Here is a 26,433-nt window from a genome sequence, read left to right as displayed (position 1 = left end):
CGTGGCCGGCTGCGGACGGGGTTTCTCCGGATGCGCCGTCGGGGGTCCGTCGGCGTTTCCCGGGAGTTACATCACGGCTTAATGAATGTCGTCATTAAAGTTGCTGGCCGGTGGGTCGTCAAGCACGGTGCGGTTACAGTCGCCACCAACGGCCGACGGGAACGAGGTGACGAGTGGAGCTGGCACGAGCCACCAACCGGAGCGTCCGGCTGCGCAACAGGTCCGCCCTGCTGACGAAGCTCTTCCTCGACGCTCCGCTCACCCGGCAGGATCTGGTGCGCAGCACCGGGCTGAGTCAGCCGGCGGTGAGCAACGTGGTGGCCGACCTGATCGACGAGGGCGTCGTGGCCGAGGCCGGCGCCGCCGAGTCCGACGGTGGCCGCCCCAGCATGCTGCTGCGGGTCGCCCCCCGGTACGCCTTCGTGATCGGCGTGGACGTCGGCGAGACCCGGGTCCGCGTCGAGCTGTTCGACTTCGCGATGAGCCTGCTCGCCAGCATCGAGTACCCGCTCGACCCGGCGCGCACCGAGCCCGCCGTGGTCGCCGGGCACGTGCTGGCCGGCATCGAGGCGGTCACCGGCCAGGCCCGGGTGGCCACCGCCGACGTCCTCGGCGTCGGCATCGGTGTCTCCGGCGTGGTCGAGCAGGGCGTCGAGGCGGTCGTGCACGCCCAGGCCCTCGGCTGGGACCGGGTGCCGCTGGAACGCCTCATCGGCGCGGGCACCGACCTGCCGCTGCACATCGACAACGGCGCGAAGACCCTCGGCCAGGCCGAGATGTGGTTCGGCGCCGGGCGCGGCGCCCGGCACGCCGTCTTCGCACTTGTCGGCTCCGGCGTGGGCGCGGCAGTGGTCACCAACGGCGTCACCTACCGGGGCGCGTCCAGCAGCGCGGGGGAGTGGGGGCACACCACCCTGGTGTACGGCGGCCGGGCCTGCCGCTGCGGCGCGCGCGGCTGCCTGGAGGCGTACGTGGGGGCGGAGGCGATCATCGACCGCTACCGCGAGGCGCGTCGGGGTCGCCAGGTGCCGGGCGTGGACGAGGAGTCGCAGCTCTCCGCGCTCGTCGCCGCCGCCGACTCCTCGGCCACCGCCCGCCGGGTGCTGGACGACACCGCGGGCTACCTCGGCGCGGGGGTGGCCAACCTGATCAACCTGTTCAACCCGGAGCGGGTGGTCCTCGGCGGCTGGGCGGCGATGGTGCTGGGCGACCTGCTGCCGGCCGTGCGCGAGGCCGCCGGTCGGCAGGCGCTGCGCCAGCCGTACGAGCAGGCGTCGATCGAGCTGTGCCGGCTCGGCGTGGACGCGGTGGCCCTGGGAGCGGCGACCCTCCCGATCGCCCGCTTCCTCACCGAGGGTGGCGTCCGCCGCTGAGCGGGGCGACGGCACCGCCCTCGGCAAATTACACAAAACCCGAAGCTCGGGATAAATAACGAAGTTATAGATCGATGTCTTGACGCCGCCGCAATCTCGCCGCAACACTCCTACGAGAGCGCTCTCCGACCCGCGGCGCCGCATCGGCGGCACCACCCATGGCACCACGGGCGAAATCCGATCCTCCACCCGCGTGGCGTCCGTAACGCCCTATCGACAGGCGATGTCATGACATCTCGTGCTACATCCGTACGCCCGCGTCCCCGGCGGACCGTCCGGCACCTCCTCGCCGGGCTCGCCGTGACACTTGTCGCGGCCCTGACCCCGGCCGTCGCCACCGCCCCGGCGCAGGCCGCCCCCACCCTGCTGTCACAGGGTCGTCCGGCGACCGCCTCCTCCTCCGAGAACGCCGGCACCCCCGCGTCGGCCGCCGTCGACGGCAACACCGGCACCCGCTGGGCCAGCGCCTTCAGCGACCCCCAGTGGATCCAGGTCGACCTGGGCGCGCGGGCCACCATCAGCCAGGTCAACCTGCTCTGGGAGGGCGCCTACGGTCGCGCCTTCCAGATCCAGACCTCCGACGACGGAGCGACCTGGACGACCATCTCCTCGACCACCACCGGCACCGGCGGCACGCAGAACCTCACCGTCACCGGCGCCGGCCGGTACGTGCGCATGTACGGCACCGCCCGGGGCACCGCCTACGGCTACTCGCTCTGGGAGTTCCAGGTCTACGGCGAGACCGGCGGCGGCACGTCCACCTGCGGCAGCACCAACGTCGCGCAGGGCAGCCCGGTGACCGCCTCGTCCACCGAGAACGCCGGCACCCCGGCGTCGGCCGCCGTCGACGGCAACACCGGCACCCGCTGGGCCAGCGCCGCCAGCGACCCGCAGTGGCTGCGCGCCGACCTCGGCAGCACCCGCACGATCTGCCGCGTGACGCTCACCTGGGAGGCCGCGTACGCCCGGGCCTTCCAGCTCCAGACCTCGCCCGACGGCACCACCTGGACCACCGTCTACTCCACCACCACCGCCACCGGCGGCACGCAGAGCCTCACCGTCGCCGGCAGCGGACGCTACCTGCGGGTGTACGGCACCGCCCGGGGCACCGCCTACGGCTACTCGCTCTGGGAGCTGGCGGTGAACACGACAGGCGGCGGCACCACCGAACCCCCGGTCGGCACCACCGACCCGTACAACCCCAACCTCGGGCCGAACACGTACGTCTTCGACCCCAGCACGCCCACGTCGACCATCCAGAGTCGACTGAACACCCTCTTCACCCAGCAGGAGACCAACCAGTTCGGCCCGCAGCGCTACGCCGTGCTGTTCAAGCCGGGCACCTACACCGCCGACGTCAACCTCGGCTTCTTCACCCAGGTGGCCGGCCTCGGCCTGAGCCCCGACGACGTCAACCTCAACGGTCACGTCCGCACCGAGGCGTTCTGGATGGGCGGCAACGCCACGCAGAACTTCTGGCGGGCCGCGGAGAACCTCTCGGTGACCCTGCCCGCCGGGCAGACCGTGGAGCGCTGGGCGGTGTCGCAGGCCGCGCCGTACCGGCGGATGCACCTGCGCGGCGCGCAGAACCAGATCCAGCTCTGGAACGGCGGCGACGGCTGGTCCAGCGGTGGCCTGCTGGCCGACACCCGCGTCGACGGCCTGGTCGTCTCCGGCTCGCAGCAGCAGTGGTACTCCCGCAACAGCGAGTTCGGCAACGGCTGGACCGGCTCGGTCTGGAACATGGTGTTCCAGGGCGTCGTCGGCGCGCCCGCGCCGAGCTTCCCCAACCCGTCGCACACAGTCATCGCGCAGACCCCGCAGGTGCGGGAGAAGCCGTTCCTGTACGTCGACGGCACCGGTGAGTACCGGGTCTTCGTGCCCGGCCTGCGCACCAACTCGACCGGCACGAGCTGGTACAACAAGACTCCGGCCGGCTCGTCGATCTCGCTGTCGCAGTTCTACGTCGTCCAGCCCGGCACCAGCGCGGCCACCATCAACGCCGCCGTCGCCCAGGGGAAGCACCTGCTCTTCACGCCGGGCGTGCACCACGTCACCGAGCCGATCCAGATCAACCGGGCCGACACCGTCGTCCTCGGCCTCGGCCTGGCCACCATCCAGGCCGACAACGGCAGCGTGGGGATGCGGGTCGCCGACGTGGACGGCGTCAAGGTCGCCGGCCTGATGTTCGAGGCCGGCACGACCAACTCGCCGGTGCTGATGGAGGTCGGGCCGTCCGGCTCGTCCGCGAGCCACGCCACGAACCCGACCTCGCTGCACGACGTGTTCTTCCGCATCGGCGGACCGCACGTCGGCAAGGCCACCAACACGCTCACCGTCAACAGCGACAACGTGATCGGTGACCACATGTGGCTGTGGCGGGCCGACCACGCCGCCTCGGGCGTACCCACCGGGTGGACGCTGAACACCGCCGACACCGGGCTCACCGTCAACGGCGACAACGTCACCATGTACGGCCTCTTCGTCGAGCACTACCAGAAGTACCAGACCCTCTGGAACGGCAACGGCGGCCGGACGTACTTCTACCAGAACGAGCTGCCCTACGACGTACCGAACCAGGCGGCCTGGATGAACGGGTCGACCCGGGGCTACGCCGCGTACAAGGTCGCCGACTCGGTGACCAGTCACCAGGCGTACGGGCTGGGCAGCTACAGCTACTTCAACGTCAACCCTGCGGTGGTCGAGGAACGGTCCTTCGAGGTGCCGGTCAACTCGAACGTCCGCTTCACGAACATGGTCACCGTCTCGCTCGGTGGCGTCGGCACCATCAACCGGGTGATCAACAACGCTGGTGGCACCGCGAACGCGGCCAACCAGACGGTGTACCTGACCACCTACCCCTGACCGGGGCGCCCGCGCCGGCCCGGTCGACTCATCGGACCGGCCGGCGCGGGTCGCACCCAGGGCCGTGGCCGGCCCGGTCCCGCCGAAGACCGGGCCGGCCACGGTCACGTCCTCAGGAGGCGAGCACCTCGGCCGCCGCGCGCTCGCCGGCGCGCACCGCCCCCTCCAGATAGCCGGCCCAGCGGGTCGCCGTCTCGGTGCCCGCCCAGTGCACCCGCCCGACCGGCGTCCGCAGCCGCGGCCCGTACGTACGCCACGCCCCGGGGGTGAGCACTCCACCGAAACAACCCCGCGTCCACTCGTCGGCCGACCAGTCGTACTCGACGAGCGCGATCGGATCGGCCGCCCGCGGCCCGACCACGGCGGCGAAGGCTTCCCGCACGCACTCGCGCCGCCGCGCCGGGGACATCTCCCGCAGCGCGGCGGCGTCGCCGGCGTAGCTGAACCCGGTCAGTACGCCGCGCGGCGAGGTCGGCGTGGAGTTGTCCACCGTCTCGGTGAGCGGGCCGGAACTGCTTGTGGAAACGCCGGAGCGCCCGTCGGCTCGCCAGAACGGCTCGGGGTAGACGGCGTGCACCTTCCACGCCGACCCCATCGGCATCCGCTGCGTCAGGCCGTCGCGCAGCGGCGGCAGTGGCGGGTCGTACCGGATCCGGCCGGCCAGCGCCGGCGCCAACGCGACCACCACCGCGTCACCCTCGACGCGTCCGGAGCCGGTGCACACCGTCACGCCGTGGGCGTCCTGCGCGATGGTGTGCACGGCGGCGCCCAGTCGTAGCGTCCCCGGCGGTAGTCCGGCCGCCATCCGCTCGGCCAGCGCCGGCGGCCCGCCCACGATCCGGTCCTGCTGCGCGCCCCCGGCCATGCCGAGCAGCGGTCCGGTGCCGCCCGCGCCGCGAAGGTAGAACAGCAGGTGCAGCAGGGACACCTCGTCCGCGCCGGTGGCCAGCAGCCCGCCGGCGAGCAGTCGTCCCAGGTAGTCGGCGGTGTCGGTGTCGCCGGCCGTGGCGCGCAGCCAGCAGCCGAGCGTCGTCGCGTCCCACCGGGCCGCCTCGTGCGCCTCCCACGGCGCGGCCGGGTCCACCGCGGCGGCGTACTCGTCGAGCACGCCGAGCACCCGCGCGACAGGCGCCGGCGGGTCGGGCCGCCGCGCGCCGCCCCAGAGCAGAGTGGACGCGCCGAAGGCCGCCGAGGCGAAGGTGACCAGCCCGTGCTCGGCGACCAGCGCGTACATCCGGTCCTGGGTCGGGCCGATCCACTGGGCGCCCAGGTCGAGCTGGGTGCCGTCGGGCAGCCACCGGGTCAGCGCCCGCCCCCCGACGCGGCCGCGGGCCTCCAACACCCGCACCCGCGCGCCGGCCCGACACAGCGCTGCCGCTGCGGCGAGACCGGACATCCCGGCGCCGATCACGACCACCCGAATTCCGTCGGACACGGCCCCGTCTACCCGAAACCGTCGGGCATATGACTCTTCCCGGGCCCGCAGCGATGATCGCGACTCGGCTGGGCTGGCATCGACGGTCCTATACTGTGCCTACCGGTCGTGGAACCCGTGAGCGGAGGCGGGCGTGCCACTCTTTTTCCTGAGTTACGCCCAGGAGGACAACCGCAACAGCCAGATACAGGAGTTCTTCGTCGATCTCAGCGAGGCGGTGGCCGGGCTGGCCGCCCTGCACTGGGACGAGGCGGGATTCATCGACGGGCACATCCTGCTCGGCAGCACCTGGCCGGACACGCTGTCCGACGCGTTGTCCACAAGCGCCTGTCTCATCGCGCTCACCTCACCCCGGTACGTCGTCAGCGACTACTGCGGTCGGGAGTTCCAGGTCTTCGCCGACCGGATCGACGAGCACGAGCGGCAGTTCAACGTCCGCCCGCCCGCGATCGTGCCGGTGCAGTGGATCCCGTGCGACCGGCTGCCCAAGGCGGTCGCCGGCTTCCAGTACCGCAACTTCCAGACCGGCACCGCCTACGCCCAGGACGGGCTGCTCACCCTCAAGCAGCGCAAACGGCACGAGGACGACTACAAGGACTTCGTCGACGCGCTCGCCCGGCACATCGTGCAGACCGCCCGCGACCACACCCTGCACCGGCCGGCGCAGCGTCCCGTGCTGTCCAAGGTGACAAGTGCCTTCGACCGGCCGGCGAGGCCGCAGGCGCACCACGGCCCGAGCGCGTCGACGGCGGTGCAGCGGGCCACCAGTGCCCGGCACGTGCACATCGTGCTGGTCGCCGGCAGCTCCGCCGAGCTGGCCGGCAGCCGGCCCGGCGCCGAGGACCGCTACGGCGCGGTCTCGCGGGACTGGCGGCCGTACCGGCCCGAGCTGGAGGTACCCATCGGCAGCTGGGCCGGGGCCATCGCCACCACCAAGAGCTACGGCTGGACGGTGGAGGACGCCGAGGAGCTGGCGGCGGTCCGGGAGTGGGCGCGGGCGCACAATCAGATCGTCGTGCTGGTGGTCGACGTCTGGTCCGCCGACCTGCCGCGCTACCAGGTCAGCCTGATTCGCCACGACCGCGACGTGGACTCGCCGCGGGCGCCGGTGCTGGTGCCGTGGACGGCCGCCGACGACGCGGCCGCCGGCGGCAACCGCAAGATGTGGGACACCCTGGCCCGGGTGCTCCCGCATCACGTGCTGCACAACACCCGCGACGTGTGGCGCACCCAGATCGCGACCTCCGCACGCTTCCAGGAGGAACTGGAGGACGTGCTGGTGGTCGAGCAGGGCCGGATCTACCGCACGGGCACGGTCTACCAGGAGCCGCCCACCGACGGCTCAGGTCTTCGCCCGATCCTCGAAGGTCCCTAGGGGAGGCACGCCATGGCGGTGAACGAGACGGCACGCGGCCAGATCGTGACCTTCTACTCGTACAAGGGCGGCACCGGCCGCACGATGGCGCTGGCCAACGTGGCCTGGATCCTGGCCAGCCAGGGTCTGCAGGTGCTGGTCGTCGACTGGGACCTGGAGTCTCCGGGCCTGCACCGCTACTTCCATCCGTTCCTGCGCGACAAGGAGCTGCGGGCCACCCCCGGTGTCATCGAGATGATCTGGGATTACTCGATCGCGACGATGCAGCGCAACCGCGACGAGGACTCCCAGGAACTCCTCAGCGGCCACGCCAAGATCCAACGCCGTGCGGTCTCGCTGAACTGGGACTTCAGCCACGGCGGCGTGATCGACTTCGTGGCCGCCGGTCAGCAGGACTCGGCGTACTCCCGGCTGGTGAGCACCTTCGACTGGGCCAACTTCTACGAGCGGCAGGGCGGGGCGTCGTTCATCGACGCCGTCCGGGCGCAGATGCGCGCCGAGTACGACGTCGTGCTGATCGACAGCCGCACCGGCCTCAGCGACGTCGCCGGCATCTGCACCGTGCAACTGCCCGACCTGGTCGTCAACTGCTTCACCATGTCCACCCAGAGCATCCGTGGCGCGGCGGCGGTGGCCCGCTCCATCCGCAGCCAGCGCCCCGACGACCCGCCGCTGCTGCTGCCGGTGCCGATGCGCGTGGAGGACGCCGAACTGCGCAAGCTGGAGACCGGCCGCGACCTGGTCCGCGCCGAGTTCGCCCCGTTCCTCGACCACCTCTCCGACGCGGCGGCCGCCCGCTACTGGAACACCATCGAGGTGCCATACCGCACGTTCTACGCCTACGAGGAGATCCTCGCCGCGTTCGGCGACCGGCCCGAGCAGGTCGGCACGCTGCTGGCCGCGTACGAGCAGCTCGCCTCGGTGATCACCGACGGGCGGATCACCCAGCTCGACCCGATGCGCGAGCCGGACCGACGCCGCTCCCTTGCCGAGTTCGAACGCAGCCGGCTCACCGCCGAGCAGGCCGTACTGCTCAGCTACGCCTCGGCCGACCGGCTCTGGGCCGAGTGGATCACCGATCAGTTGGAGGACGCCGGGCTGCGCGTGGATCGCCGTGCCCTGGACGTGCCGCTGCACGCGGGCGGGCGGGCCGAGTTCGACCGGGCCGTCGGCGGCGCCAGCCGGGTGCTGGCCGTGCTCACGCGCCACTACGCGAGCACCCCGCTCGCGGGTGAAGTGTGGAAGACGGCCACCGGCCGCGACCAGCTCGGCGGCGGGGGAGTGCTGGTGCCGTTGCGGGTCGACGAGTCGCGGCTGACCGTCCCGTACAGCGATCACAGCCCGGTGGACCTCACCGACGCCGACGCGTCCACCGCGCGGACCCGGCTGCTGGAGGCGGCCGGAACGGCGACGGTCACGGTCGGCGGGCGCACGGTCGGCCGGTTCCCCGGCCCGTTCCCGACGATCTCCAACGTCCGCCAGCACGGGACGCCGTTCGTCGGCCGCGCGGCCCAGCTCGAGGCGCTGCGCGACCGGCTCACCACCTCGCCGGACTCGGCCACGCAGGTCGTGCACGGCCTCGGCGGTGTCGGCAAGACCCAGCTCGCCGCCGAGTACGCGCTGCGCTTCGGCCGCGACTACGACCTGGTCTGGTGGATCCCGGCGGACAGCGAGGACCGCATCCGGGGCGGTCTCGGCGACCTCGGCCAGGCGATGGGGCTGGGCACGGGCGGCGGCGCCGAGGCGGCCCGCCGGGTGCTCGACACGCTACGCCGCGCCGGCCCCGACCGGCGCTGGCTGATCATCCTGGACAACGCCGACAAACCCACCCGCGCCACCCGGGCGCTGCTGCCGCAGGGCCCCGGCCACGTCCTGCTCACGACCCGGGACCAGAGCTGGAGCGAGTACGCCACCGCGACCGAGCTGACCGTCTTCGACCGCACCGAGAGCGTCCAACTGCTGCGCGACCGGGTCCGCGGGCTCACCGAGGACGAGGCCGCCCAGGTGGCCGAGAAGCTCGGCGACCTGCCGCTCGCCGTCGAGCAGGGCGCGGCGTACCTGCGGGCCAGCGCCATGCAGGTGGAAAAGTACCTCAGCTCGTTGGACACTCCCGGCCTGCTGCGCATCCTCGACGGCCGGCAGTCCGCCGGCTACTCCAAGGCGCTCGCCGCCACCTGGCTGTTCACCCTCGGTCAGTTGCGCGAGGAGAAACCGGCGGCGGCCCGGCTGCTGGAGCTGTGCTCGTTCTACGCGCCGGAGCCGATCCCGGTCGCGATGCTCACCGGTGACCGCTTCGCCAGCTTCATGGCCCCGATCGACCCGACCCTCACCGACCCGATCCTGCAGGGCCTGGTCACCGCCGAGCTGGGCCGCTACGGCCTGGCCCAGGTCGACGCGGAGAACAACTCGGTGCGGATCCACCGGCTGGTCCAGCTCGTCATCCAGGACCAGCTGGCCGACCCCGAGGAGGCCCGCCGGGAGGCCCAGCTGCTGCTCGCCGCCGCCAGCCCACGCGACCCCGACAAGCCGGTCAACTGGCCGCGCTACGCCGAGCTGTGGCCGCACGTGCGCCCCAGCGGTCTGCACCTGTCCACTGTCGACGAGGCGCGGCAACTGGTCGTGGACATCGTGCGCTACCTCTACCGCCGGGGCGACTACGACACCAGCCGCGCCCTGGCGGAGGAGTCGCTGGCCGCGTGGCGCGACACCGACCAGGACGACCCCACCAAGCTGCGGATGCGCTTCCACCTGGCGAACGTCCTGCGCGCGCAGAGCCACTTCGACGGTGCGTTCGAGATCGACCGGGACGTCTACGACCGGCAGCGGCGGATCTTCGGCGAGGAGCACCTCTACACCCTGATGACGGCCCGCAGCCTCGGCGCGGACCTGCGCGCCCAGGGCCTCTACCACGACGCCGAGGCTCAGGACCGGCGCACCCTGGAGCTGAGCGTGCGCAGCTTCGGCGACGACAGCGGCCGTACGCTGACCGCGGAGAACAACCTCGCTGTGTCGCTGCGCCTGGTCGGCGACTTCCGCGGCGCCGCCGCGCTCGACCAGCACATCCACGAGCGGCGGAGGGACCGCTTCGGGGAGGAGGACCCGTCCACCCTCGCCTCGGCCAGCAACTACGGACGCGGTCTGCGCGACACCGGCGAGCTGTGGCGCTCGCACAGCGTGCTGCAACGCACGTACACCACGCAGCAGAAGGTGATCGGCGCGGACCATCCGGAGACCCTGCGGACGGCGAAGGAACTGGCACTGACCCTGCGTCAGCTCGGGCGCTTCACCGACGCGCACCGGCTGATCGAGCGGACCGTGGTCCGCTACCAGCGCACCCTCGGCGGCGAGCACGCCGACACGCTCTCCGCCGAGATGGCCCTGGCCACCACCTGGTCGGCGGTGGGCGACAACCAGACCGCCCTGCGGGTGGCACGTCGCCTGCGCGACGGCTACAACGAGGTGCTCGGCGAGTCGCACGCCATCACCCTGGCCTGCCTGAACAACCTCGGTGTGCTGCTGCGCAAGCAGGGCGACCACATCCAGGCCCGGGAGCTGTCCCAGCGGGTCCGCGACCAGTTGCTGACCAGCCTCGGCGACCGACACCCGCACACCCTGCTGGCCACCCTCAACCTGGCCAACGACCTGTTCGCCCTCGGCGACCGGGAGAACGCCCTGCTGCTGGACACCACCGCGTACGTGGAGCTGACCCGGGCGCTGGGCGCCGAGCACCCGGACACGCTCTCCGCCTCGGTCAACCTGGCGTTGAGTCGGCAGGCAACCGAGAGCGAGGCGGACGCCGGCCGGGCCCTCTACGACGAGGCGTTCGGTCAGTTGGTGCAGCTCTTCGGCGGTGACAACCCCCGGGTGATGCAGGCCCGCCAGCGGGAACGCTCCAACGCCTACATCGAACCGGCGCTGCTCTGACCCGCCCCGCCCCGCCCCGCCACCTCGCCTCCACCTCGCCTCGCCTCGCCACCTCGCCTCCACCTCGCCTCGCCACCTCGCCTCGCCACCTCGCCTCGCCGCCTCGCCGTCCTGCGCGGCCACGCCCCGGCGGCGTCGCGGTCCCGGCTCGGTCGCGTCGCGGTCCCGCCTCGGTCGCGTCTCGGTTCCGCCTCGGCCACCTCTCGTGCGTCCTTTGCTCTGCTTCACTCCACGCAACAGAGATTGGCCGCGAGTGTTGCGTCCGTTGAAGCAGTGCAAAGGACGCGGACTGCACCCCCGGCGGGGCGTCCGGCGGCCCGCAACACCCTGCGTGGCCGCGAGTGTTGCGTCCGTTGAAGCAGTGCAAAGGACGCGGACTGCACCCCCGGCGGGGCGTCCGGCGGCCCGCAACACCCTGCGTGGCCGCGAGTGTTGCGTCCGTTGAAGCAGTGCAAAGGACGCGGACTGCACCCCCGGCGGGGCGTCCGGCGGCCCGCAACACCCCGCGTGGCCGCGGGTGTTGCGTCCGTTGAAGCAGAGCAAAGGACGCGACTGCGCCCAGGCGTCGATTCCCGGGCCCGGCGGCGTTACTGCCCGCGGGCGACCGGTGGGGTGGGCTGCGCCAGCCAGGCCGCGAGCGCGAGCGGGTCGGCGTCGGGAAGCGTGTGACTCAGCGCCCGCACCAGCTCGGCCCGGTTGGTCAGCACCCCGGCCGCCGCCGGCTGCCCGGTGTGGTGGGCGCTCAGAGCCAGCCCCACCCAGGCGTCGACGTCCCCGCAGTCGGCCGCTACACGTCGGCGGTACCCGGCCAACGCGTCCTCCCGGTTGCCCGCCGCGTACGCCTGGTCGCTCGGGCTCGACCCCGGCGGCCCGCCGGCGCCCAGGAGGCGATGGCGGACGGCGCCCTCGGGACCGCCGCCCACCGTGAGGGCGGGGCGGGCCGCGGCCGGGACGACTGTCGACACCGAACGGCCGGCATCCGGTGGCACGCCCTGTCGCCACGCGCGCGCCAGGCGCTCCACGTCGTCCGGGTCGGGGACCAGGTTGGCCAGGCCCCAGCGCACCGCGCCGGCGTCCGCCACGTCGCGCACCGCCGCCTCGACCGCGCCGTCGACCGGGTCACGCCAGCCGCGCAGGGTGCTCGCCATGTCGGCCACGAACGACCGGCCGGCCTCGGTCAGCTCGGCCGCGTCGGCGAGCTGCCGGACCGCGCGGATGGTCTGCTCCCGCCAGTACGCGTACTCGAACGCGGCGGCGATGCCCTCGTGCCGTCGGCAGCGCCACACCTCGGCCACCCCCAGGTGCGCGTACGCGCCCTGCAGCAGCGCGCCGACCGGGCGCGGATCCAGTCGCCAGGGTGCCCGGTAGCGGGCCTGCCCACCTACCCGGTGCAGTGGGACCAGATCGAGCAGCGCGCCGAGTTTGGTGTGCTGCGACTCGTGGACGAGCAGCAGCGCGAGGGTACGCGCGTCGACCGGCACGGAGAGCGCGATGGCGCCCAACGCGTCCCTGCTGGTGGCGCTCACCGGGTTGCCCGAGGGCGGCGGTCGCAGCGGCACGAGTGTGCGCAGCAGCCCGGCCAGAGCGTCGGCGTGCGCCGGAAGGTGGGCCCGTAGCCACCTACCGGCCTCGACGGTGAGCCGGTCCAGTCGGTCGGCCGACACGTCGTCCAGTCGGGGCGCGGACGGCCGGTGGTAGCAGTCGCGCCACGGGTCCTGGTCGTCGATTAGCACCTCGACCGCGGGAAACGGCGTGGTCCTGCGCACCGGCAACCAGCCGATCCCGCCGACGCCCGCGTCGAGCAGCCGGCCACCGCCCGCCTCGATCCGTACGCCGTCGTCGTGCGCGCCGCCCCGGCCGGCGTCGATCCGCAGCGTGCCCGCCTCGCCGCACAACCGCACCGGGCTGTCCAGGGGCAGGCCCGTCGCCGCGCCGACGGTGGGCAGCGGCAGCACACCGTCGGCCGGGCGGGGCAGCGTCAGCGTGAACGTCAGCCCGGCGCGGGTCGCCGCCGCCGCCGCGAGCGCGGCCAGGTAGACGGGACCGGCGGCGCCGTCGAGCGCGGCGCGGGCCCATCCGGTGACCGGTGGGTGGGCCAGCACCGCGGCGACCGCCGCCGGGTCGGCGTGCTCGGCCCGGGTGAGCAGGTCCAGACTCTGCCGGACCAGTGGCTCGCCGTGGCAGGCGCGGGCCGCGGCGACGGTCAGCAGGCGACGGCGACCGAGCTGCCCGCCGCGCAACACCGCGACCGTGGCGGCGTCCCCGTGGCCGCCGGCCAGCCCGGCGAGCTGCGCCGCCGACAGCGGGGCCGTCACGGCTGGGCCGCCGGCGTCGGCACGCTCGCCGCGGTGACGCGGCGGCGCAGCGCGGCCAGGTCGGCGGTCACCACCGTCCGCACATGCCCGATGAGCCGCAGCAGGTCGCGGCAGTAGACCGACGGGTGGACGAAGCCGGCGCCGTCGCGGAAGCGGTGCGCGTACAGGCCGCCGCCGCAGACGTCGACGACCGGGCAGGCCCGGCAGGCCGGCGCGAGCGCCGCGGTTCCGGTGGGACGCCCGGCCAGCGACGGGTGCCGCAGCGCCTCGTCGATGCTGTGCCGGAAGACGTCGAAGCCGGTCCGCATCGCCGACGCGGTGGTCGTCTTGAGCGTGTCGGTGCCCTCGATGGTGCCGTCGGTCTCGATCGTCATGACGTCCGGCTCGGCGGCGCCCAGCGCCTGGGTGCCGCTGCGTCCGCCCAGCAGCAGCGCGATCACCGACTCGAACAGCCGGATGCCGGTCCGCCGGGGCGTCTCGGCGTACCAGCGGTCGAAGACGGCGATCAGCCAGTCCGCGTACGGGGTGGCGGGGTCGTCGGGGTGGCGTCCGGGTGGGGGAGCGGTCCAGTTGCCGTGCGGCAGCAGCAGATCCAGTCGGGGCGGGTCGAACTCCCGCAGGCCCTCGTAGACGGCGATCGGGTCGTTGGCCAGGTCGACGGTGCAGAGCAGACCGGCGTAGCGGGCCTGGTGTTCGGGCCGGCTCAGCAGGCGCAGCGCGGCAGCCACCTCGTCGAAGCTGCCCCGCCCGTCGGCGTGGCGACGGTGGCGGTCGTTGGCGGCGCGGTCGCCGTCGACGCTCACCCCGACGTCGATGCCGTGCGTGTGGCACAGGTCGAGCGCCGCCTCGTCCAGCAGCAGCCCGTTTGTCTGCATCGCCACGTCGACCATGACGCCGGAGGGCATCGCGGCGCGCAGCGTGCGGACCGTCCGGTCGAGCACGGTGAGGCCTGCGAGCAGCGGCTCCCCGCCGTGCAGCACCACCCGGAGCCGGTCGGTGCCGTGCCGGGCCACGTGCGCGGCGAGCCGGTCGGCGACCCGGCGCACGGTGCCGGGGCCCATGACCCGTGGCCGGGCCCGCCAGTCCTGGTCGGCGTGTTGGTAGACGTAGCAGTAGTCGCAGGCCAGGTTGCATCGCGAGTGGACCTTCAGCACCACCTGGCGGATGCGGGGCGCGGCCACGGCAGGGCGGTGTCGGGTGGCCGACGGCGGGGCGTCGGCCGGCACGGTCAGAAGCTCGACTCGAACGCCGACACGTCGCCGGGCCGGCCCGGCTCACCCTCGGCGACCAACGAGCCCAGCACGTGGGCCAGGACGCCGTCACCGGCGCCGGCCAGCAGATCCGCCAGGGGTACGTCGCCGAGCTGCACCAGAGCGGTGCCGACAGTGCGGGGGATGGGCGGCTGGTCGTGGTCAGCCACCGTGGACCGTCCTTCGGTCGAAGACCGGCACCTGCGTCACCGCTGCGCTCACTCCGCCTTTCTACACCATCGCACCCGGCCCCGGACGGCGCGACACCGCAGCCCGTACGCGCTGGCCACCGTGCCGTTACCTGGCGTACGACAGGGGCCGCCGGCGGACGGTTGCACACCCGCGGCCGGGACGGCCGATTTTTTTCCGGCCGGCCTGTCGAGGTGGGCGGTAGTCGTTCGTATGGAGGATGAGAGGTCGGCGTCGCGCCGGCCGCCACGAGGAGGAACGATGACGCTCTACCTGCTCAGCATGCACCAGCCCCAGGGTGGGGTGCCGGAGCCGGAGTTCCTGGCACAGGTGATGCGCGAGGTCGGCGAGCTGCGCGACGAGCTGGCAGCCGCCGGGTCCTGGGTCTTCGGCCAGGGTCTGCACGGGCCGGAGACCGCCACGGTGCTGCGCGTCCGCGACGGTGACGTCCTGGTCACCGACGGACCGTTCGTGGAGGGCAAGGAGTACCTGGGCGGCGTGACCATCATCGACGTGCCGGACCTGGACGCCGCCCTGGACTGGGGTCGACGCTACGCGCTGGCCACCACCCTGCCGATCGAGGTCCGCCCCTTCCGGCCCGGGGCCGGAGACTGACCGTGCTCGATGTGGCGGCGGTGTTCCGCGCCGAGTACGGCCGAGCGGTCGCCGTGCTGGCCCGCCTCCTCGGCGACATCGACCTCGCCGAGGAGGCGGTCCAGGAGGCGTTCGTCATCGCGGTGCGGCGGTGGCCGGAGGCCGGCCTGCCGCCCGCCCCGGCCGGCTGGATCATCGCCACGGCACGGAACCGGGCCATCGACCGGCTGCGCCGGGAGGCGTCCCGGGCCGACCGGCACGCCCAGGCGGCTCTGCTGCGCGCCGCCGATCCACCCGCCGAGGAGGGACCCGTGCGCGACGACCGGCTGCGTCTGATCTTCACCTGCTGCCATCCGGCGCTCGCCCCGGCCACCCGGGTCGCGCTCACCCTGCGCCTGCTCGGCGGCCTGAGCACCGCCGAGATCGCCCGCGCGTTCCTGGTGCCCGAGCCGACGATGGCGCAACGGCTGGTCCGGGCCAAGTCGAAGATCCGTGACGCCCGGATCCCGTACCGGATACCCCGCGACGCCGACCTGCCCGACCGGCTGCACGCCGTCCTCGCCGTGCTCTACCTGATCTTCAATGAGGGCTACACGGCCAGCGCCGGCCCCCAGCTCGTCCGCGCCGAACTGTGCGTCGAGGCGATCCGGCTGGCCCGGCTGCTCGTCGAGCTGATGCCCGACGAGCCGGAGGCGCTGGGCCTGCTCGCGCTGATGCTGCTCACCGAGTCCCGCCGGGGCGCGCGGACCACTGTGGACAGCGAGCTGGTGCCGCTCCCCGAGCAGGACCGAAACCTGTGGGACAGCGCGCTGATCGCCGAGGGGCAGTCGCTGGTGCGTCGTTGCCTGCGCCGCGACCGGCCGGGGCCGTACCAGATCCAGGCCGCGATCGCCGCCGTGCACAGCGCCGCGCCTCGCGCTGCCGGCACCGACTGGGGCCAGATCCTCCAGCTGTACGACCAGCTGACGGTGGTCGCCCCCGGCCCGGTGGTGGCGCTGAACCGGGCCGTCGCGCTCGCCGAGGTCGCCGGTCCGGCGGTGGCGCTGGCCGAGGTGGACCGCCTCGACCTGGACGGCTACCACGTGCGGCACGCCGTCCGCGCCGACCTGCTGGCCCGGCTCGGCCGCGCCGGTGAGGCCGTCGAGGCGTACCGGACAGCCGCCGCGCTGACGGACAACGCGGCCGAACGCGCCTTCCTCACCGCACGCGCCACGGCCCTGAGCGCGCGTTTGTCACCGGGGTAGGCCGGGAAAGCCGAGCGGCCGGCCACAGCAGGGGATGGGAGGGGCCATGGCGTACCGTCCGACGACCGTCGACACCGTGCCCGACCTCGGCACGCTCACCCTCGGCGTCGAGGAGGAGTTCCTGCTCCTCGACCCGGACAGCGGCCGGAACCTGCCGGTGGCCGACCAGGTGCTGGCCGCGCTGCGCGGCCCGGCCCGCGACCAGAGCCGCCAGGAGTTCCGGCACAGCATGGTGGAGATGGTCACGCCGGTCTGCGCCGACCTCACCGAGCTGCGCACCCACCTGGTGGCGCTGCGCCGATCCGCCGTCGAGGCCGCCGCCGCAGCCGGGGCCCGGCTCGTGGCGGTCGGCGCCACCCCGGTGGCCGAGCCGCACCGGACGGTGCCCGACCGGCCGCGCTACCACGCCATGTCACGCCGGTACGGGCCGGTGGCGCACGACCCGGCGGTCTGCGGTTGTCACGTGCACGTCGGGCTGCCGGACCGGGAGCTGGCCGTGCAGGTCTGCAACCACCTGCGGGTGTGGCTGCCGGTGGTGCAGGCGATCACCACCAACTCGCCGCTGCACGACGGGCAGGACACCGGCCACGCCAGTTGGCGGTCGATGCAGTTGGAACGCTGGCCCAGCATCGGCCCCACGCCGTACTTCGACTCCGTCGCCGACTACGACCGCACCGTCGACGAGCTGATCGCCGCCGGCATCATGCTGGACGCGGCGATGGTCTACTGGTACGCCCGGCCGTCGTCGGCGTACCCGACGGTGGAGGTCCGCGTCGGTGACGTCTGCCCGACCGTGGACGACGCCGTGCTGGTCGCCGCCCTGGTTCGGAGCCTGGTCGCGACGCTTGCCGACGACGTACGCGCCGGTGTGCCCGCCTCGCCCGTGCGCGACTGCCTCGTCGCCGCGGCGCACTGGCGGGCGGCCCACGACGGCCTGGACGGCGAACTGATCGACCTGCGGGCCGGCGGCACCCGACCGGCCTGGGACCTGGTCGACGACCTGATGGCGGCGATCGCCCCGGCGTTGCTGCGCCACGGCGACCTCGGGTACGTGTTGGCCCAACTGGCCCGGCTGCGTCGCGACGGCACCGGCGCGACCCGACAGCGACGGGTGCTGGAGCACACCGGCGACCTGCGCGCGGTCATCGACGACCTCGCCGTCCAGACCGCCGCCGGCTGACGGGCGGCCCGTGTCTGGCGGGTACGGCGGTGCGGTTCAGCGGATGTCGTGGGTCTGCAACCACAGTTCCAGCAGGCCGAGCTGCCACAGCTTGTTGCTGCCGGCGGCGGCCTCGGCTCGGTCCGGCTCGGCGAGCAGCCGCGCCACGTACTCCGGTCGGAACAGCCCCCGCTCGCGCGCGACAGGGGCCTGCAACGCCTCGGCCACCAGCTCGCGCACCGGCCCGTCCACGTTGCGCAGCGCCGGCACCGGGAAGTAGCCCTTCGGCCGGTCGATCACCTCGGCCGGCAGCACCTCCCGGGCGACCTCCTTGAGCACGCCCTTGCCGCCCTGCGCCACCTTGTGCTCCGGTGGGCAGTGCGCGGCGAGGGTGACCAGGTCCTGGTCGAGGAACGGCGTGCGCACCTCCAACCCCCACGCCATGCTCATGCTGTCCACCCGCTTGACCGGATCGTCGGGGAGCATCAGGTGGGTGTCCAGGCGCAGCACGGCGTCCAGCGCGGTCTGCGCGCCGGGCGCGGCGAGGTGCTCGGTGAGCAGGTCCCGACTGGCGTCGTGCTCCAGCGTGTACGCCGGGCCGACGATGGCGCGCAGCTCGTCGTGGTCCCTGTCGAAGAAGGCGGCGGCGAACGTCTCGGCCGCGCCGTGGCGGGGCGCCCCGGTCAGCGGCTGGTGGTAGCCGTAGCCGGCGAACACCTCGTCGGCGCCCTGCCCGGACTGCGCCACCTTCACGTGCCGCGCCACCTGCTCCGACAGCAGGTGGAAGGCGACCACGTCGTGACTTCCCATCGGCTCGGTCATGGCCAGCACCGCCCGTCGTACGGCGGGTGCCAGGTCGTCGTCGGCGAGCCGGATCCGGTGGTGGTCGGTGTCGTACGCGCGGGCCACCAGGTCGGAGTAGTGGAACTCGTCGCCGGACTCGTCGCCCCGGCTGTCGAAGCCGATGCTGAACGTGCGCAGGTGCTCCTGGCCCGCCTCGGCGAGCAGCGCCACGATGAGGCTGGAGTCCAGGCCGCCGGAGAGCAGCACCCCGACCGGGACGTCGGCGACCAGCCGTCGCCGTACGGCAGTGCGCAGCGCGTCGCCGATCGCGGCCCGCCAGTCGGCGGCGTCCATGCCCGCGTCGGCCGGCTCGCGCACGTAGTCGGGCTGCCAGTACACCTGCTCCCGGCTGCGCCCGTCGGCCTCGATCACCCGTACCGTGGCCGGTGGCAGCTTGCGGACGCCGCGCAGCACGGTCCGGGGCGCCGGCACGATGGAGTGCCAGGACAGGTAGTGGTGCAGCGCCACCGGATCGATGCCGGTGTCCACGTCGCCGGCGCGCAGCAGCGCGGGTAGGGTGGAGGCGAACCGGAGCCGCCCGGGGGTCTCGGCGAGATAGAGCGGTTTGATGCCGAGCCGGTCGCGGGCCAGGACGAGCCGCCGCCGGTTCCGGTCGACAAGCCCGATCGCGAACATGCCGACCAGGTGGTCGACGAAGCGTTCACCCCAGTGGGCGTACGCCACCAGGATCACCTCGGTGTCGCTTGTCGAGTGGAACTCGTACCCGGCGTTGCGCAGCTCCTCGCGCAGCTCGGGGTAGTTGTAGACGCAGCCGTTGAAGACCAGCGCCAGGCCCAGGTCGTCGCGCACCATCGGCTGGCCGCCGGAATCGGACAGGTCGATGATGGTCAGCCGGCGGTGTCCGAGGATCACCCAGTCGTCGGCGCACAGGCCCTCGTCGTCCGGGCCGCGCGAGCGCATCGCCTCGGTCATCCGGGTGACGGCCGCCGCGTCTGGCGGCCGGCCGTCGAAGCGCGCCTCCCCGCTGATCCCGCACATCAGCCGGGACGGTGGTGGTTCAGGGCAGACATCAGCGCCTCCTGTCACCTCTCCCCGGCTGGTGGTGGCGGGGTCCGGCTAACGAACGGGGCCGCTGGCTACCCAAGCGCGGCGGGGGCAAACCCGCTGGTCTCAGGCGCGCAGGGTGCGCAGGATGCGGGCCAGTTCGGCGCGGTCGCCGTCGTCGAGGTGGCCGAAGAAGCGGTCCGCCTCGGCGCGGCGGGCGGCCCGGATGTCGGCGCTGATCCGGGTGCCCTCGGCGGTGAGCGCGACAAGGGTCGCCCGGCGGTCGCCCGGGTCGGGTCGGCGCTCGACGAGCCCTCGGGCCTGGAGATCGTCGATGACCTCGGTGGCCGAGCGGGGCGCGATGTGCAGGTGCTCGGCGAGCGTGCCGGGGCGTACCTCTCCATGGCGCCCGAGCACGCCGAGCGCCCGGGACTGGCTGGGGGTGACGTCCCAGGGCGCCAACGAATCCCGGGTCTGTCGGCGCAGACGGGACGCGACCGCCCAGAACGTCTCGGCCAGGCTCTCGTCGCCGCTGTCGGTGGTGGTGTCCTCGGTCACCGGAATACGGTAGCAGCCGATACCGTTGCTACCTCATGTTGAGGTAACCTCAGCATATCCCGAACGGAAGGTAGTGCCCCTTGGAACCCACCCCCACGCGCCGCGACCGCGGCCACCGCACCGTCAGCCCCGAAGAGACGACGCAGGCCCGCCAGGTGTCCCTGCGTCGCATCGGCCGCCTGTTCACCCCGCACCGACCCGCGCTGATCATCGTCACCGCGATCATCGTGCTCTCCTCGATCGTCGCGATGGCCAGCCCGTTCCTGCTGCGTACCGTCATCGACAGTGCCCTCCCGCAGGGTGACGTGACCCTGCTGGTCTGGCTGGTCCTCGGCATGGTCGCGGTGGCCGCCGTGACCGCCGCCCTCGGCGTCGTCCAGACCTGGATCTCCACGCAGGTCGGGCAGCGGGTCATGCACCGGCTGCGCACCGACGTGTTCAGCCACCTCCAGCGGCAGTCGCTGGGCTTCTTCACCCGCACCCGCACCGGCGAGGTGCAGTCCCGCATCACCAACGACATCGGCGGCATGCAGTCGGTGGTCACCTCCACCGCCACCGCCGTCGCCGCCAACCTCACCACTGTCGTCGCCACAGCCGTCGCCATGGTCGCGCTCTCCTGGCAGCTCTCCCTCGTCTCGGTCGTGGTGCTGCCGCCGGCCATCTGGCTGACCCGCCGGGTCGCCCGGATGCGCCGCGAGATCACCGACCAGCGCCAGCGCGAACTCGCCGACCTCAACGTCACAGTCGAGGAGGGGCTGTCGATCAGCGGGGTCCAGCTCGCCAAGACCCTCGGCACCGGCCCCGCCCTGATCGAGCGGTTCGCCGCCTCCTCGGCCCGCCTCGTCGACCTGGAGCTGCGCAGCGAGCTGGCCGGCCGCTGGCGGATGGCCTCGATGAGCATCATCTTCGCCGCCGTACCGGCCGTCATCTACCTCGCCGCCGGCCTGCCCGGCACCGCCGGCACGCTGAGCATCGGCACCCTTGTCGCCTTCACCGCCCTGCAGGGCGGCCTGTTCCGGCCCCTGATGGGCCTGCTCAACGTGGGCGTGTCACTGACCGCCTCGCTGGCCCTGTTCGCCCGCATCTTCGAGTACCTCGACCTGCCGATCGACGTGGCCGACCCCGCCGACCCGGTCCGCCTCGACCCCGCCCGGGTCCGCGGGCACCTGCGCCTGTCCGACGTCACCTTCGGCTACCCCGGCAGCGACACCGCAGCCCTCGCCGGCATCACCCTCGACGTGCCCGCCGGCACCAGCCTCGCCCTCGTCGGCGAGACCGGCTCCGGCAAGAGCACCCTCGCCGGCCTGGTCAGCCGCCTGCACGACCCGACCGCCGGCCGGATCACCATCGACGGCGTCGACCTGCGCGACCTGCGCCTGGCCGACCTGGCCGCGATCGTCGGCGTGGTCAGCCAGGAGACGTACCTGCTGCACACCACCGTCCGGGAGAACCTGCGCTACGCCCGGCCGGACGCCACCGACGCCGAGATCGAGGCCGCCGCCCGCGCCGCCCAGATCCACGACCTCATCGCCGGCCTCCCCGACGGCTACGACACGATGGTCGGCTCCCGGGGGCACCGGTTCTCCGGCGGCGAGAAGCAACGGCTCGCCATCGCCCGTACGCTGCTGCGCGACCCGCGCATCCTGGTCCTCGACGAGGCCACCAGCGCGCTGGACACGGAGACCGAACGCGCCGTGCAGCGGGCGTTCGACGTGCTCGCGCAGGGGCGGACCACGATCACCATCGCCCACCGCCTGTCCACCGTCCGCGACGCCGACCAGATCGCGGTGCTCGACCACGGCCGCATCGTCGAGTCCGGCGACCACGCCAGCCTGCTCGACCGCAACGGCCGCTACGCCACCCTGGCCGCCTGACCCGGACGGTCAGGCGGGCAGCACCGGCAGCCCCGGGTCGTGCAGTCGTCGGTGGCTCGGGCACACCCACAGGAACTCTCCGGTGGGCGTGAGCACCCGACCGAGGCCGCCGAAGGCTCGCGTGGCGTCCAGTTGCATGAGCAGCACCTTGAACGAGCGCAGGGCCGCGCCCTCCGCCACGGACAGGGTGTGCCGTGACTCGGGCGGCGTCAGCGCGTCCTCGGCGAGCGACGTGGGCAACGCGTCGACCAGGCTCTTCATCAGGTCGAGTTCCCGCTGCGCCTTGTCCAGATCCGGCGTGACATAGCTGGCGACCGAGGCGGCGACCGGATACACGAGGCGCAGGGTCTTGAACACCAGGTTCAGGTACGGGGCGGCCGTGCGCAGCCACGCTCGCGGCTGGGTCAGTACGTAGCTGGCCCCGTCCCAGGTGTGCCACTCCCCGGGCTGCTCGCACCACAGCGTGATCCGAATGGAGCGCTGCCCGAACCAGAAACGGCGCCAACCGACGGGCGGGATCGTGGCGACCGTGAACAGCCGTGGGCAGTCGGTCACCTCGGTACCGACGGCCTGCACCAGCCGGCGCAGGTGGTGGGCCGTGTCCGCGGCGAACGAGGCCGTCTCCGCCATGTGGTCCCCGATCAGACCGACCTCCTGGCTGAGGGTGCTCAACCGCCGTTCCAGCCGGTTCAGCTCGACACCGAAGGGCTGTGGCACCACGAACCCGGTCAGCAGGCCGGCGACATCGTGGTCCCGCTGGCAGGTCAGGCAGGGCAGCATCACCTCCTGCCGGTTCGACGGCCAGGAAGTCAGCTCGGGGTCGAACAGGCCGACGGTGTGGACCGGAGGCGGCCGCATCGAACGCTCCCGAAACTTGATCAGCCCGTCGAGCGGAAAACGGCCGGCGCACGCCACGCCACCGGCGCCGCGACTCGGACAGGGCACGAACAGTTTGAAGGGCAGACCCGGCCAGCGCGTCGTGAGAAGACGCTCCAGACTGTCCCGGAGCACGTTGAAGAAGAGGTCCGGCGACGGGGCGCGGACCTCGATGGCCAACTTGTGGTCCGCCTCCAACTCCACCAACGCCTCGGACTGGTACGCGTCGATCGGGTGGCGCAGGAAGACGCCCCGCCGCCAGTGCCGACCCGTCGACGCGTCGTGGTGCCGCACGGTGAGCCAGGCGACCAGGCCCGGCGGAGCGCTCTCGTCGAGTTCGCAGGTCAGCCGCAGCACCCGGCGACCGTCCGCGACCGGATGCGACGCCTCCCACGGCAACGCGGGGCGTTCGAACGGAACCAACTGGGCGATCAGGCTCCGGTCGCCGTCGCTCAGCCGGTACGAGACGTCGAACTTCTCCATCAACCGGAGGAAGAACGGATGGTGGACCGGGTTGTACGACAGGCCGTCGTCGCGCCGTCGCCAGATGCGCCGCAACTCGTGGTGGTCGAGGATCCCGTCGTCGGCCCGAACCCCGCGGTCCTCCATGACGTGGCTGATCGCCTTCGTGAGCCACTCGGGATTGAGGATCACGATGTCGCGCAGGCCGTCGTCGTCGCCGTAGTAGATGATCTGGCCCAGGTCGTGGAGCAACTCGGCCAGGTGGCCGATCTCGTCGTCGCGTACCCGATGACGCCGGCAGATCGCGGAGAAGTCCTCGAAGGACATCTGCGGCTGGGCGCCGGCCTGGGCCAGGATCGCGTCCCGGGCGCTCGCCCACCGGCGGCTGGCCAACTGGCCCATCTGCGGCAGCCGGGCCGCCTCGGCGGCGATGGCGTCACGTAGCGCCCAGACGCCGTTGTTCGTCTCGCTGTCCACCGCGTACTGCCCCGCGAGCATGTCCGGGAAGACCTCCCGCAGGCGCGGGAAGTCCAGCTCCGGCCGTCGTTCGTCGGCGTGGGTGGCCACGATCATCACCGACGCCGCCGTACCCACCCGGAGTCGGATGCGGCGCAGCCAACCCTCCACCTCGCCCTGCTCCTGCCCCTCCCGCGGGTGCCAGACCAGCAGGTAGATGGCCCGCCGACTGAAGAAGAACTGGTGCGTCACCCGGTAGATCTCCTGGCCACCGAAGTCCCACGTCCGCAGGGTCAACGTCTCGTCCAGGTACGGATGCGGCAGCGTCAACTCCCGGATCTGGATGCCGTGCGTCGTCGGCCGTCCCGGCACGAACTGCTCGTCGTTGAGCGCCCCCACCAGGGACGTCTTGCCGACGTTGCCCTCGCCCACCAGCAGGACCTTGGCCTCGAACTGCGGAACCCCGTCCTCCAGGCTCTGCAGGTACGCGCCAAGCGCGGCGTCCCCCCGGCGCAGCGTCTCGGCCAGGGCGTGGTTGAGCGGGTTGTCGTCGAGCCGGATCGTCAACTGACCTCGCATCAGCAGTGGCGCGAGGGTCGTCGGGAGACTGGTGAGCTGATTGCTCCGCAGATCCAGCAACTGAAGCTCGGGTAACGCGCCCAGCTCGTCGGGGAGGACGGAGAGCTGGTTCGCGCCGAGGTCCAGCTCGCGAAGCTGCTTCAGGTCCCCGATCTCGGGCGGCAGGGTGGTCAACATGTTCCCGGCGAGGTCAAGCTTCTCCAGGCGGTCGAGAGCGCCGATCTCGGGCGGCAGCGCGTCGATGTCGTTGCCGTACAGGGACAGCACCTCGAGGTCGGTCCGCGCCAGCAGGTCGGCCGGAAGAGACGAGATGCCCATCCGACCCAGATTCGCCACTGCGCTCATCGATTGTCCGTTCTGTGTGACATCGCCGATCGCCCACCACTATGGACGCTCGGTGTGACGACGACGTCCGTCAATCAGGTGACGTTTTCGGCCAACAGCAGGCGGACGGTGGCTCCTCGTCCGGCCGACAGCGCAGAGGCGTTCTGTCGTACACCCGGTTGGCGACGCGCCGCCCAATGGCAGGATGGCTGCCGATGACGGCTGACGAATCGTGGCACCGGATCTTTCCACGCTCACTCACCTGGCCGGAGGTCGACCCCGCACGACACCCCTTCGATCCCACCGAGGCGCTTGAGGTGGTGCGGTCCCTCGCGCCTCCGGTGCCGCCACCGTGCCGATGGGAGGGATCCCGGCTCGTCGGCCGCACCGAAGCGGATCGGTGGCGGGAGACGGTGAGCCACGCCCTCGTCGACCACTACGGACGCTGGGCCAACGGCTGGTGCTGGTCCCAGGGCGAGGGCGACTACGACGGTGGCCCGGGCGACGGCTGGTGCTGCGCCTCGGACTCGATCAGCTCACCCGAGGAGACCCTGGCCCTCGTCGCCGACTCACTGCTGCAGTGGCGAGGGTGGCTGGAGGACCTGGCCGAGCGATTCGATCGTTTCCTGCCGCTACCCGACTCCGACAAGTCGCCCCACGACCTCGTCGCGGCCTGGGAGGTCGCGGTCGCGCAACTCGTCAACCTGACCGTGGACCGCACGAGCAGCGACAGCGGCTGGTACGGCCACTGCGAACAGGTTCTCTCCTGGTTTCTCGTCGCTGCCGACGTGCCCGAGGACCGACACTCGACCCTGATCGACGACGCGATCGGCGGACGATTCCGGAGTTGGACGCAGCCGTCCGCCGCCGAGGTCGTCGACGTCGCGGAGCGCCTCGCGCGGCAGCTCGTCGGCGAGTCCCTGGTCGACCCGCCGCCCTCGTTCGTCCACGCCACCGACGAGTGGCCCGACACCTGGCCGCAGGGTTGGCCGTCGTCCCGAACACCCACCCGACAGGCGCGGACCCGACACCAGCGCAGGCCCGAGGGCAGGCGCCCCGATGACCTGGAGACGTGGCAGGCCGTTCGTGTCCGAGTCGACTGGGCAACCGCGTCCGAACCCGTTGCCGGTCCCGTCCGTACCGGCGAGGACGCCATCGCCCGCCACGCAGCCGACCGCCCAACGGACGGCCCGCAGTTGACCGCCGCTGTCGAGCAGGCCGGACGGGCGGCGGCAGCGGGCGGACCGCTCACGTTCGCGATGCTCTCGCAGTGGCAGGGCATGCTGCTCGGTGTGCCGGCGCCGGCGTTCCGCAACGGCCCGGCCTGGGCCAAGGGCGGCCGTGAACGCTACTACTGGCACGCCGACCTCCCCACCCGGTTCGAGGCGTGTCTACGGGAAGCGACCGAGGACGCCCTGCCCCTGCCCTCCCGAGCCGCGCGGGTCTACCTCGACGTGGCGTTCTTCCACCCGTTCGACGACGGCAACGCGCGCTCGGCCATGCTGGCGCTCTACTTCGTGCTCGCCCGGGAAGGCGTGATCCTCGACCGCGCGGCGCCTCTGCTGAAGACCGTCCGGCAGGCGCACGACAGGTACGGCGCCGCCGGGCTCGCGAAACTCGTCGAACTGCTGATCAACGGTACGCGAAAACGGATCCGTCCCTGACCGCGTCGGGACGGTCGACACACAGACCGGGGGCGACCCTCCGCCTGACCTGCGGCGAGTACGGCGAGA

At 72.6% G+C, this 26,433-nt stretch carries 16 protein-coding genes; 9 read left to right on the top strand and 7 right to left on the bottom strand.

The window, feature by feature from the left end; all coding sequences use genetic code 11:
- Nucleotides 1-173 precede the first annotated feature (173 nt).
- Together MILUP08_RS19930 and MILUP08_RS19925 are read left to right on the top strand one after the other, a co-directional pair.
- Nucleotides 174-1,373, top strand: coding sequence for an ROK family transcriptional regulator (locus MILUP08_RS19930; protein WP_007460894.1), 1,200 nt, complete (start codon nucleotides 174-176; stop codon nucleotides 1,371-1,373).
- A gap of 228 nt (nucleotides 1,374-1,601) precedes the next feature.
- Entirely contained in the window at nucleotides 1,602-4,238 is a 2,637-nt protein-coding gene (locus tag MILUP08_RS19925; protein ID WP_007460892.1) for a discoidin domain-containing protein, read from the top strand.
- A gap of 112 nt (nucleotides 4,239-4,350) precedes the next feature.
- Here MILUP08_RS19925 and MILUP08_RS19920 read toward each other — a convergent pair whose 3' ends face one another.
- Nucleotides 4,351-5,673 carry a flavin monoamine oxidase family protein gene (locus tag MILUP08_RS19920; RefSeq protein WP_007460890.1) on the bottom strand — a complete coding sequence of 441 codons (1,323 nt, stop codon included), beginning with the start codon at nucleotides 5,671-5,673 and terminating at the stop codon, nucleotides 4,351-4,353.
- Between the two features lie 133 nt (nucleotides 5,674-5,806).
- Between MILUP08_RS19920 and MILUP08_RS19915 the strand changes: the two genes are divergently transcribed.
- Nucleotides 5,807-7,048 (top strand): TIR-like protein FxsC, encoded by a 1,242-nt coding sequence (locus tag MILUP08_RS19915; protein WP_007460888.1) that lies wholly within the window; start codon nucleotides 5,807-5,809, stop codon nucleotides 7,046-7,048.
- Between the two features lie 12 nt (nucleotides 7,049-7,060).
- Complete coding sequence (gene fxsT, locus MILUP08_RS19910) at nucleotides 7,061-10,972, top strand: FxSxx-COOH system tetratricopeptide repeat protein (protein WP_007460886.1); 3,912 nt, start codon at nucleotides 7,061-7,063, stop codon at nucleotides 10,970-10,972.
- 587 nt (nucleotides 10,973-11,559) lie between these two features.
- Here the strand turns inward: fxsT and MILUP08_RS19905 are convergent.
- Genes MILUP08_RS19905 through fxsA form a run of 3 tightly spaced genes read right to left on the bottom strand, consistent with a single transcriptional unit; the run spans nucleotide 11,560 to nucleotide 14,707 of the window.
- Entirely contained in the window at nucleotides 11,560-13,287 is a 1,728-nt protein-coding gene (locus MILUP08_RS19905; protein ID WP_007460883.1) for an aKG-HExxH-type peptide beta-hydroxylase, read from the bottom strand.
- On the bottom strand, nucleotides 13,284-14,513 hold the full coding sequence (locus MILUP08_RS19900; protein WP_007460881.1) for an FxsB family cyclophane-forming radical SAM/SPASM peptide maturase: 1,230 nt from the start codon (nucleotides 14,511-14,513) through the stop codon (nucleotides 13,284-13,286). The genes MILUP08_RS19905 and MILUP08_RS19900 overlap by 4 nt, the downstream gene beginning before the upstream one ends.
- Before the next feature lie 2 nt (nucleotides 14,514-14,515).
- Nucleotides 14,516-14,707, bottom strand: a complete 192-nt coding sequence (fxsA, locus tag MILUP08_RS19895; RefSeq protein ID WP_007460880.1) for an FxSxx-COOH cyclophane-containing RiPP peptide — start codon at nucleotides 14,705-14,707, stop codon at nucleotides 14,516-14,518.
- 280 nt (nucleotides 14,708-14,987) lie between these two features.
- On the opposite strand from fxsA, the gene MILUP08_RS19890 reads away from it, so the two are divergent.
- From MILUP08_RS19890 to MILUP08_RS19880, 3 genes are read left to right on the top strand one after another with little or no spacing between them, the layout of a single operon-like run.
- Nucleotides 14,988-15,341, top strand: a complete 354-nt coding sequence (locus MILUP08_RS19890) for a YciI family protein (protein WP_007460879.1) — start codon at nucleotides 14,988-14,990, stop codon at nucleotides 15,339-15,341.
- A 2-nt stretch (nucleotides 15,342-15,343) separates the two neighbouring features.
- Complete coding sequence (locus MILUP08_RS19885) at nucleotides 15,344-16,564, top strand: RNA polymerase sigma factor (RefSeq protein ID WP_007460878.1); 1,221 nt, start codon at nucleotides 15,344-15,346, stop codon at nucleotides 16,562-16,564.
- Between the two features lie 46 nt (nucleotides 16,565-16,610).
- Entirely contained in the window at nucleotides 16,611-17,744 is a 1,134-nt protein-coding gene (locus tag MILUP08_RS19880) for a carboxylate-amine ligase (RefSeq protein ID WP_007460877.1), read from the top strand.
- 36 nt (nucleotides 17,745-17,780) lie between these two features.
- On the opposite strand, the gene MILUP08_RS19875 is transcribed toward MILUP08_RS19880, so the two are convergent.
- Together MILUP08_RS19875 and MILUP08_RS19870 are read right to left on the bottom strand one after the other, a co-directional pair.
- A complete protein-coding gene (locus tag MILUP08_RS19875; RefSeq protein ID WP_007460876.1) occupies nucleotides 17,781-19,565 on the bottom strand; it encodes an N-acetylglutaminylglutamine amidotransferase in 1,785 nt (594 codons plus the stop codon).
- Nucleotides 19,566-19,697: 132 nt separating this feature from the next.
- Complete coding sequence (locus tag MILUP08_RS19870; protein ID WP_007460875.1) at nucleotides 19,698-20,129, bottom strand: MarR family winged helix-turn-helix transcriptional regulator; 432 nt, start codon at nucleotides 20,127-20,129, stop codon at nucleotides 19,698-19,700.
- Between the two features lie 80 nt (nucleotides 20,130-20,209).
- Between MILUP08_RS19870 and MILUP08_RS19865 the strand changes: the two genes are divergently transcribed.
- Nucleotides 20,210-22,003 (top strand): ABC transporter ATP-binding protein, encoded by a 1,794-nt coding sequence (locus MILUP08_RS19865; RefSeq protein WP_007460874.1) that lies wholly within the window; start codon nucleotides 20,210-20,212, stop codon nucleotides 22,001-22,003.
- Between the two features lie 9 nt (nucleotides 22,004-22,012).
- Here the strand turns inward: MILUP08_RS19865 and MILUP08_RS19860 are convergent, their stop codons facing one another.
- Nucleotides 22,013-24,721, bottom strand: a complete 2,709-nt coding sequence (locus MILUP08_RS19860) for a COR domain-containing protein (protein ID WP_007460872.1) — start codon at nucleotides 24,719-24,721, stop codon at nucleotides 22,013-22,015.
- A 194-nt stretch (nucleotides 24,722-24,915) separates the two neighbouring features.
- Here MILUP08_RS19860 and MILUP08_RS36360 point away from each other — a divergent pair, with 194 nt between their 5' ends.
- A complete protein-coding gene (locus MILUP08_RS36360; RefSeq protein ID WP_007460870.1) occupies nucleotides 24,916-26,364 on the top strand; it encodes a Fic family protein in 1,449 nt (482 codons plus the stop codon).
- The last annotated feature ends 69 nt before the right edge of the window (nucleotides 26,365-26,433 follow it).

It is taken from the genome of Micromonospora lupini str. Lupac 08 (assembly GCF_000297395.2).
Taxonomy (GTDB): domain Bacteria; phylum Actinomycetota; class Actinomycetes; order Mycobacteriales; family Micromonosporaceae; genus Micromonospora; species Micromonospora lupini.
The sequence above is the reverse complement of the archived record's forward strand: the minus strand, read 5'-3'. Positions and strand labels throughout refer to the sequence as shown.

Coding starts and splice junctions, on each gene's coding strand:
- MILUP08_RS19925 (WP_007460892.1), top strand. CDS start 1,602: ATGACATCTCGTGCTACATCCGTACGCCCGCGTCCCCGGCGGACCGTC.
- fxsT (WP_007460886.1), top strand. CDS start 7,061: ATGGCGGTGAACGAGACGGCACGCGGCCAGATCGTGACCTTCTACTCG.
- MILUP08_RS19890 (WP_007460879.1), top strand. CDS start 14,988: ATGACGCTCTACCTGCTCAGCATGCACCAGCCCCAGGGTGGGGTGCCG.
- MILUP08_RS19880 (WP_007460877.1), top strand. CDS start 16,611: ATGGCGTACCGTCCGACGACCGTCGACACCGTGCCCGACCTCGGCACG.
- MILUP08_RS19875 (WP_007460876.1), bottom strand. CDS start 19,565: ATGTGCGGGATCAGCGGGGAGGCGCGCTTCGACGGCCGGCCGCCAGAC.
- MILUP08_RS19860 (WP_007460872.1), bottom strand. CDS start 24,721: ATGAGCGCAGTGGCGAATCTGGGTCGGATGGGCATCTCGTCTCTTCCG.
- MILUP08_RS36360 (WP_007460870.1), top strand. CDS start 24,916: ATGACGGCTGACGAATCGTGGCACCGGATCTTTCCACGCTCACTCACC.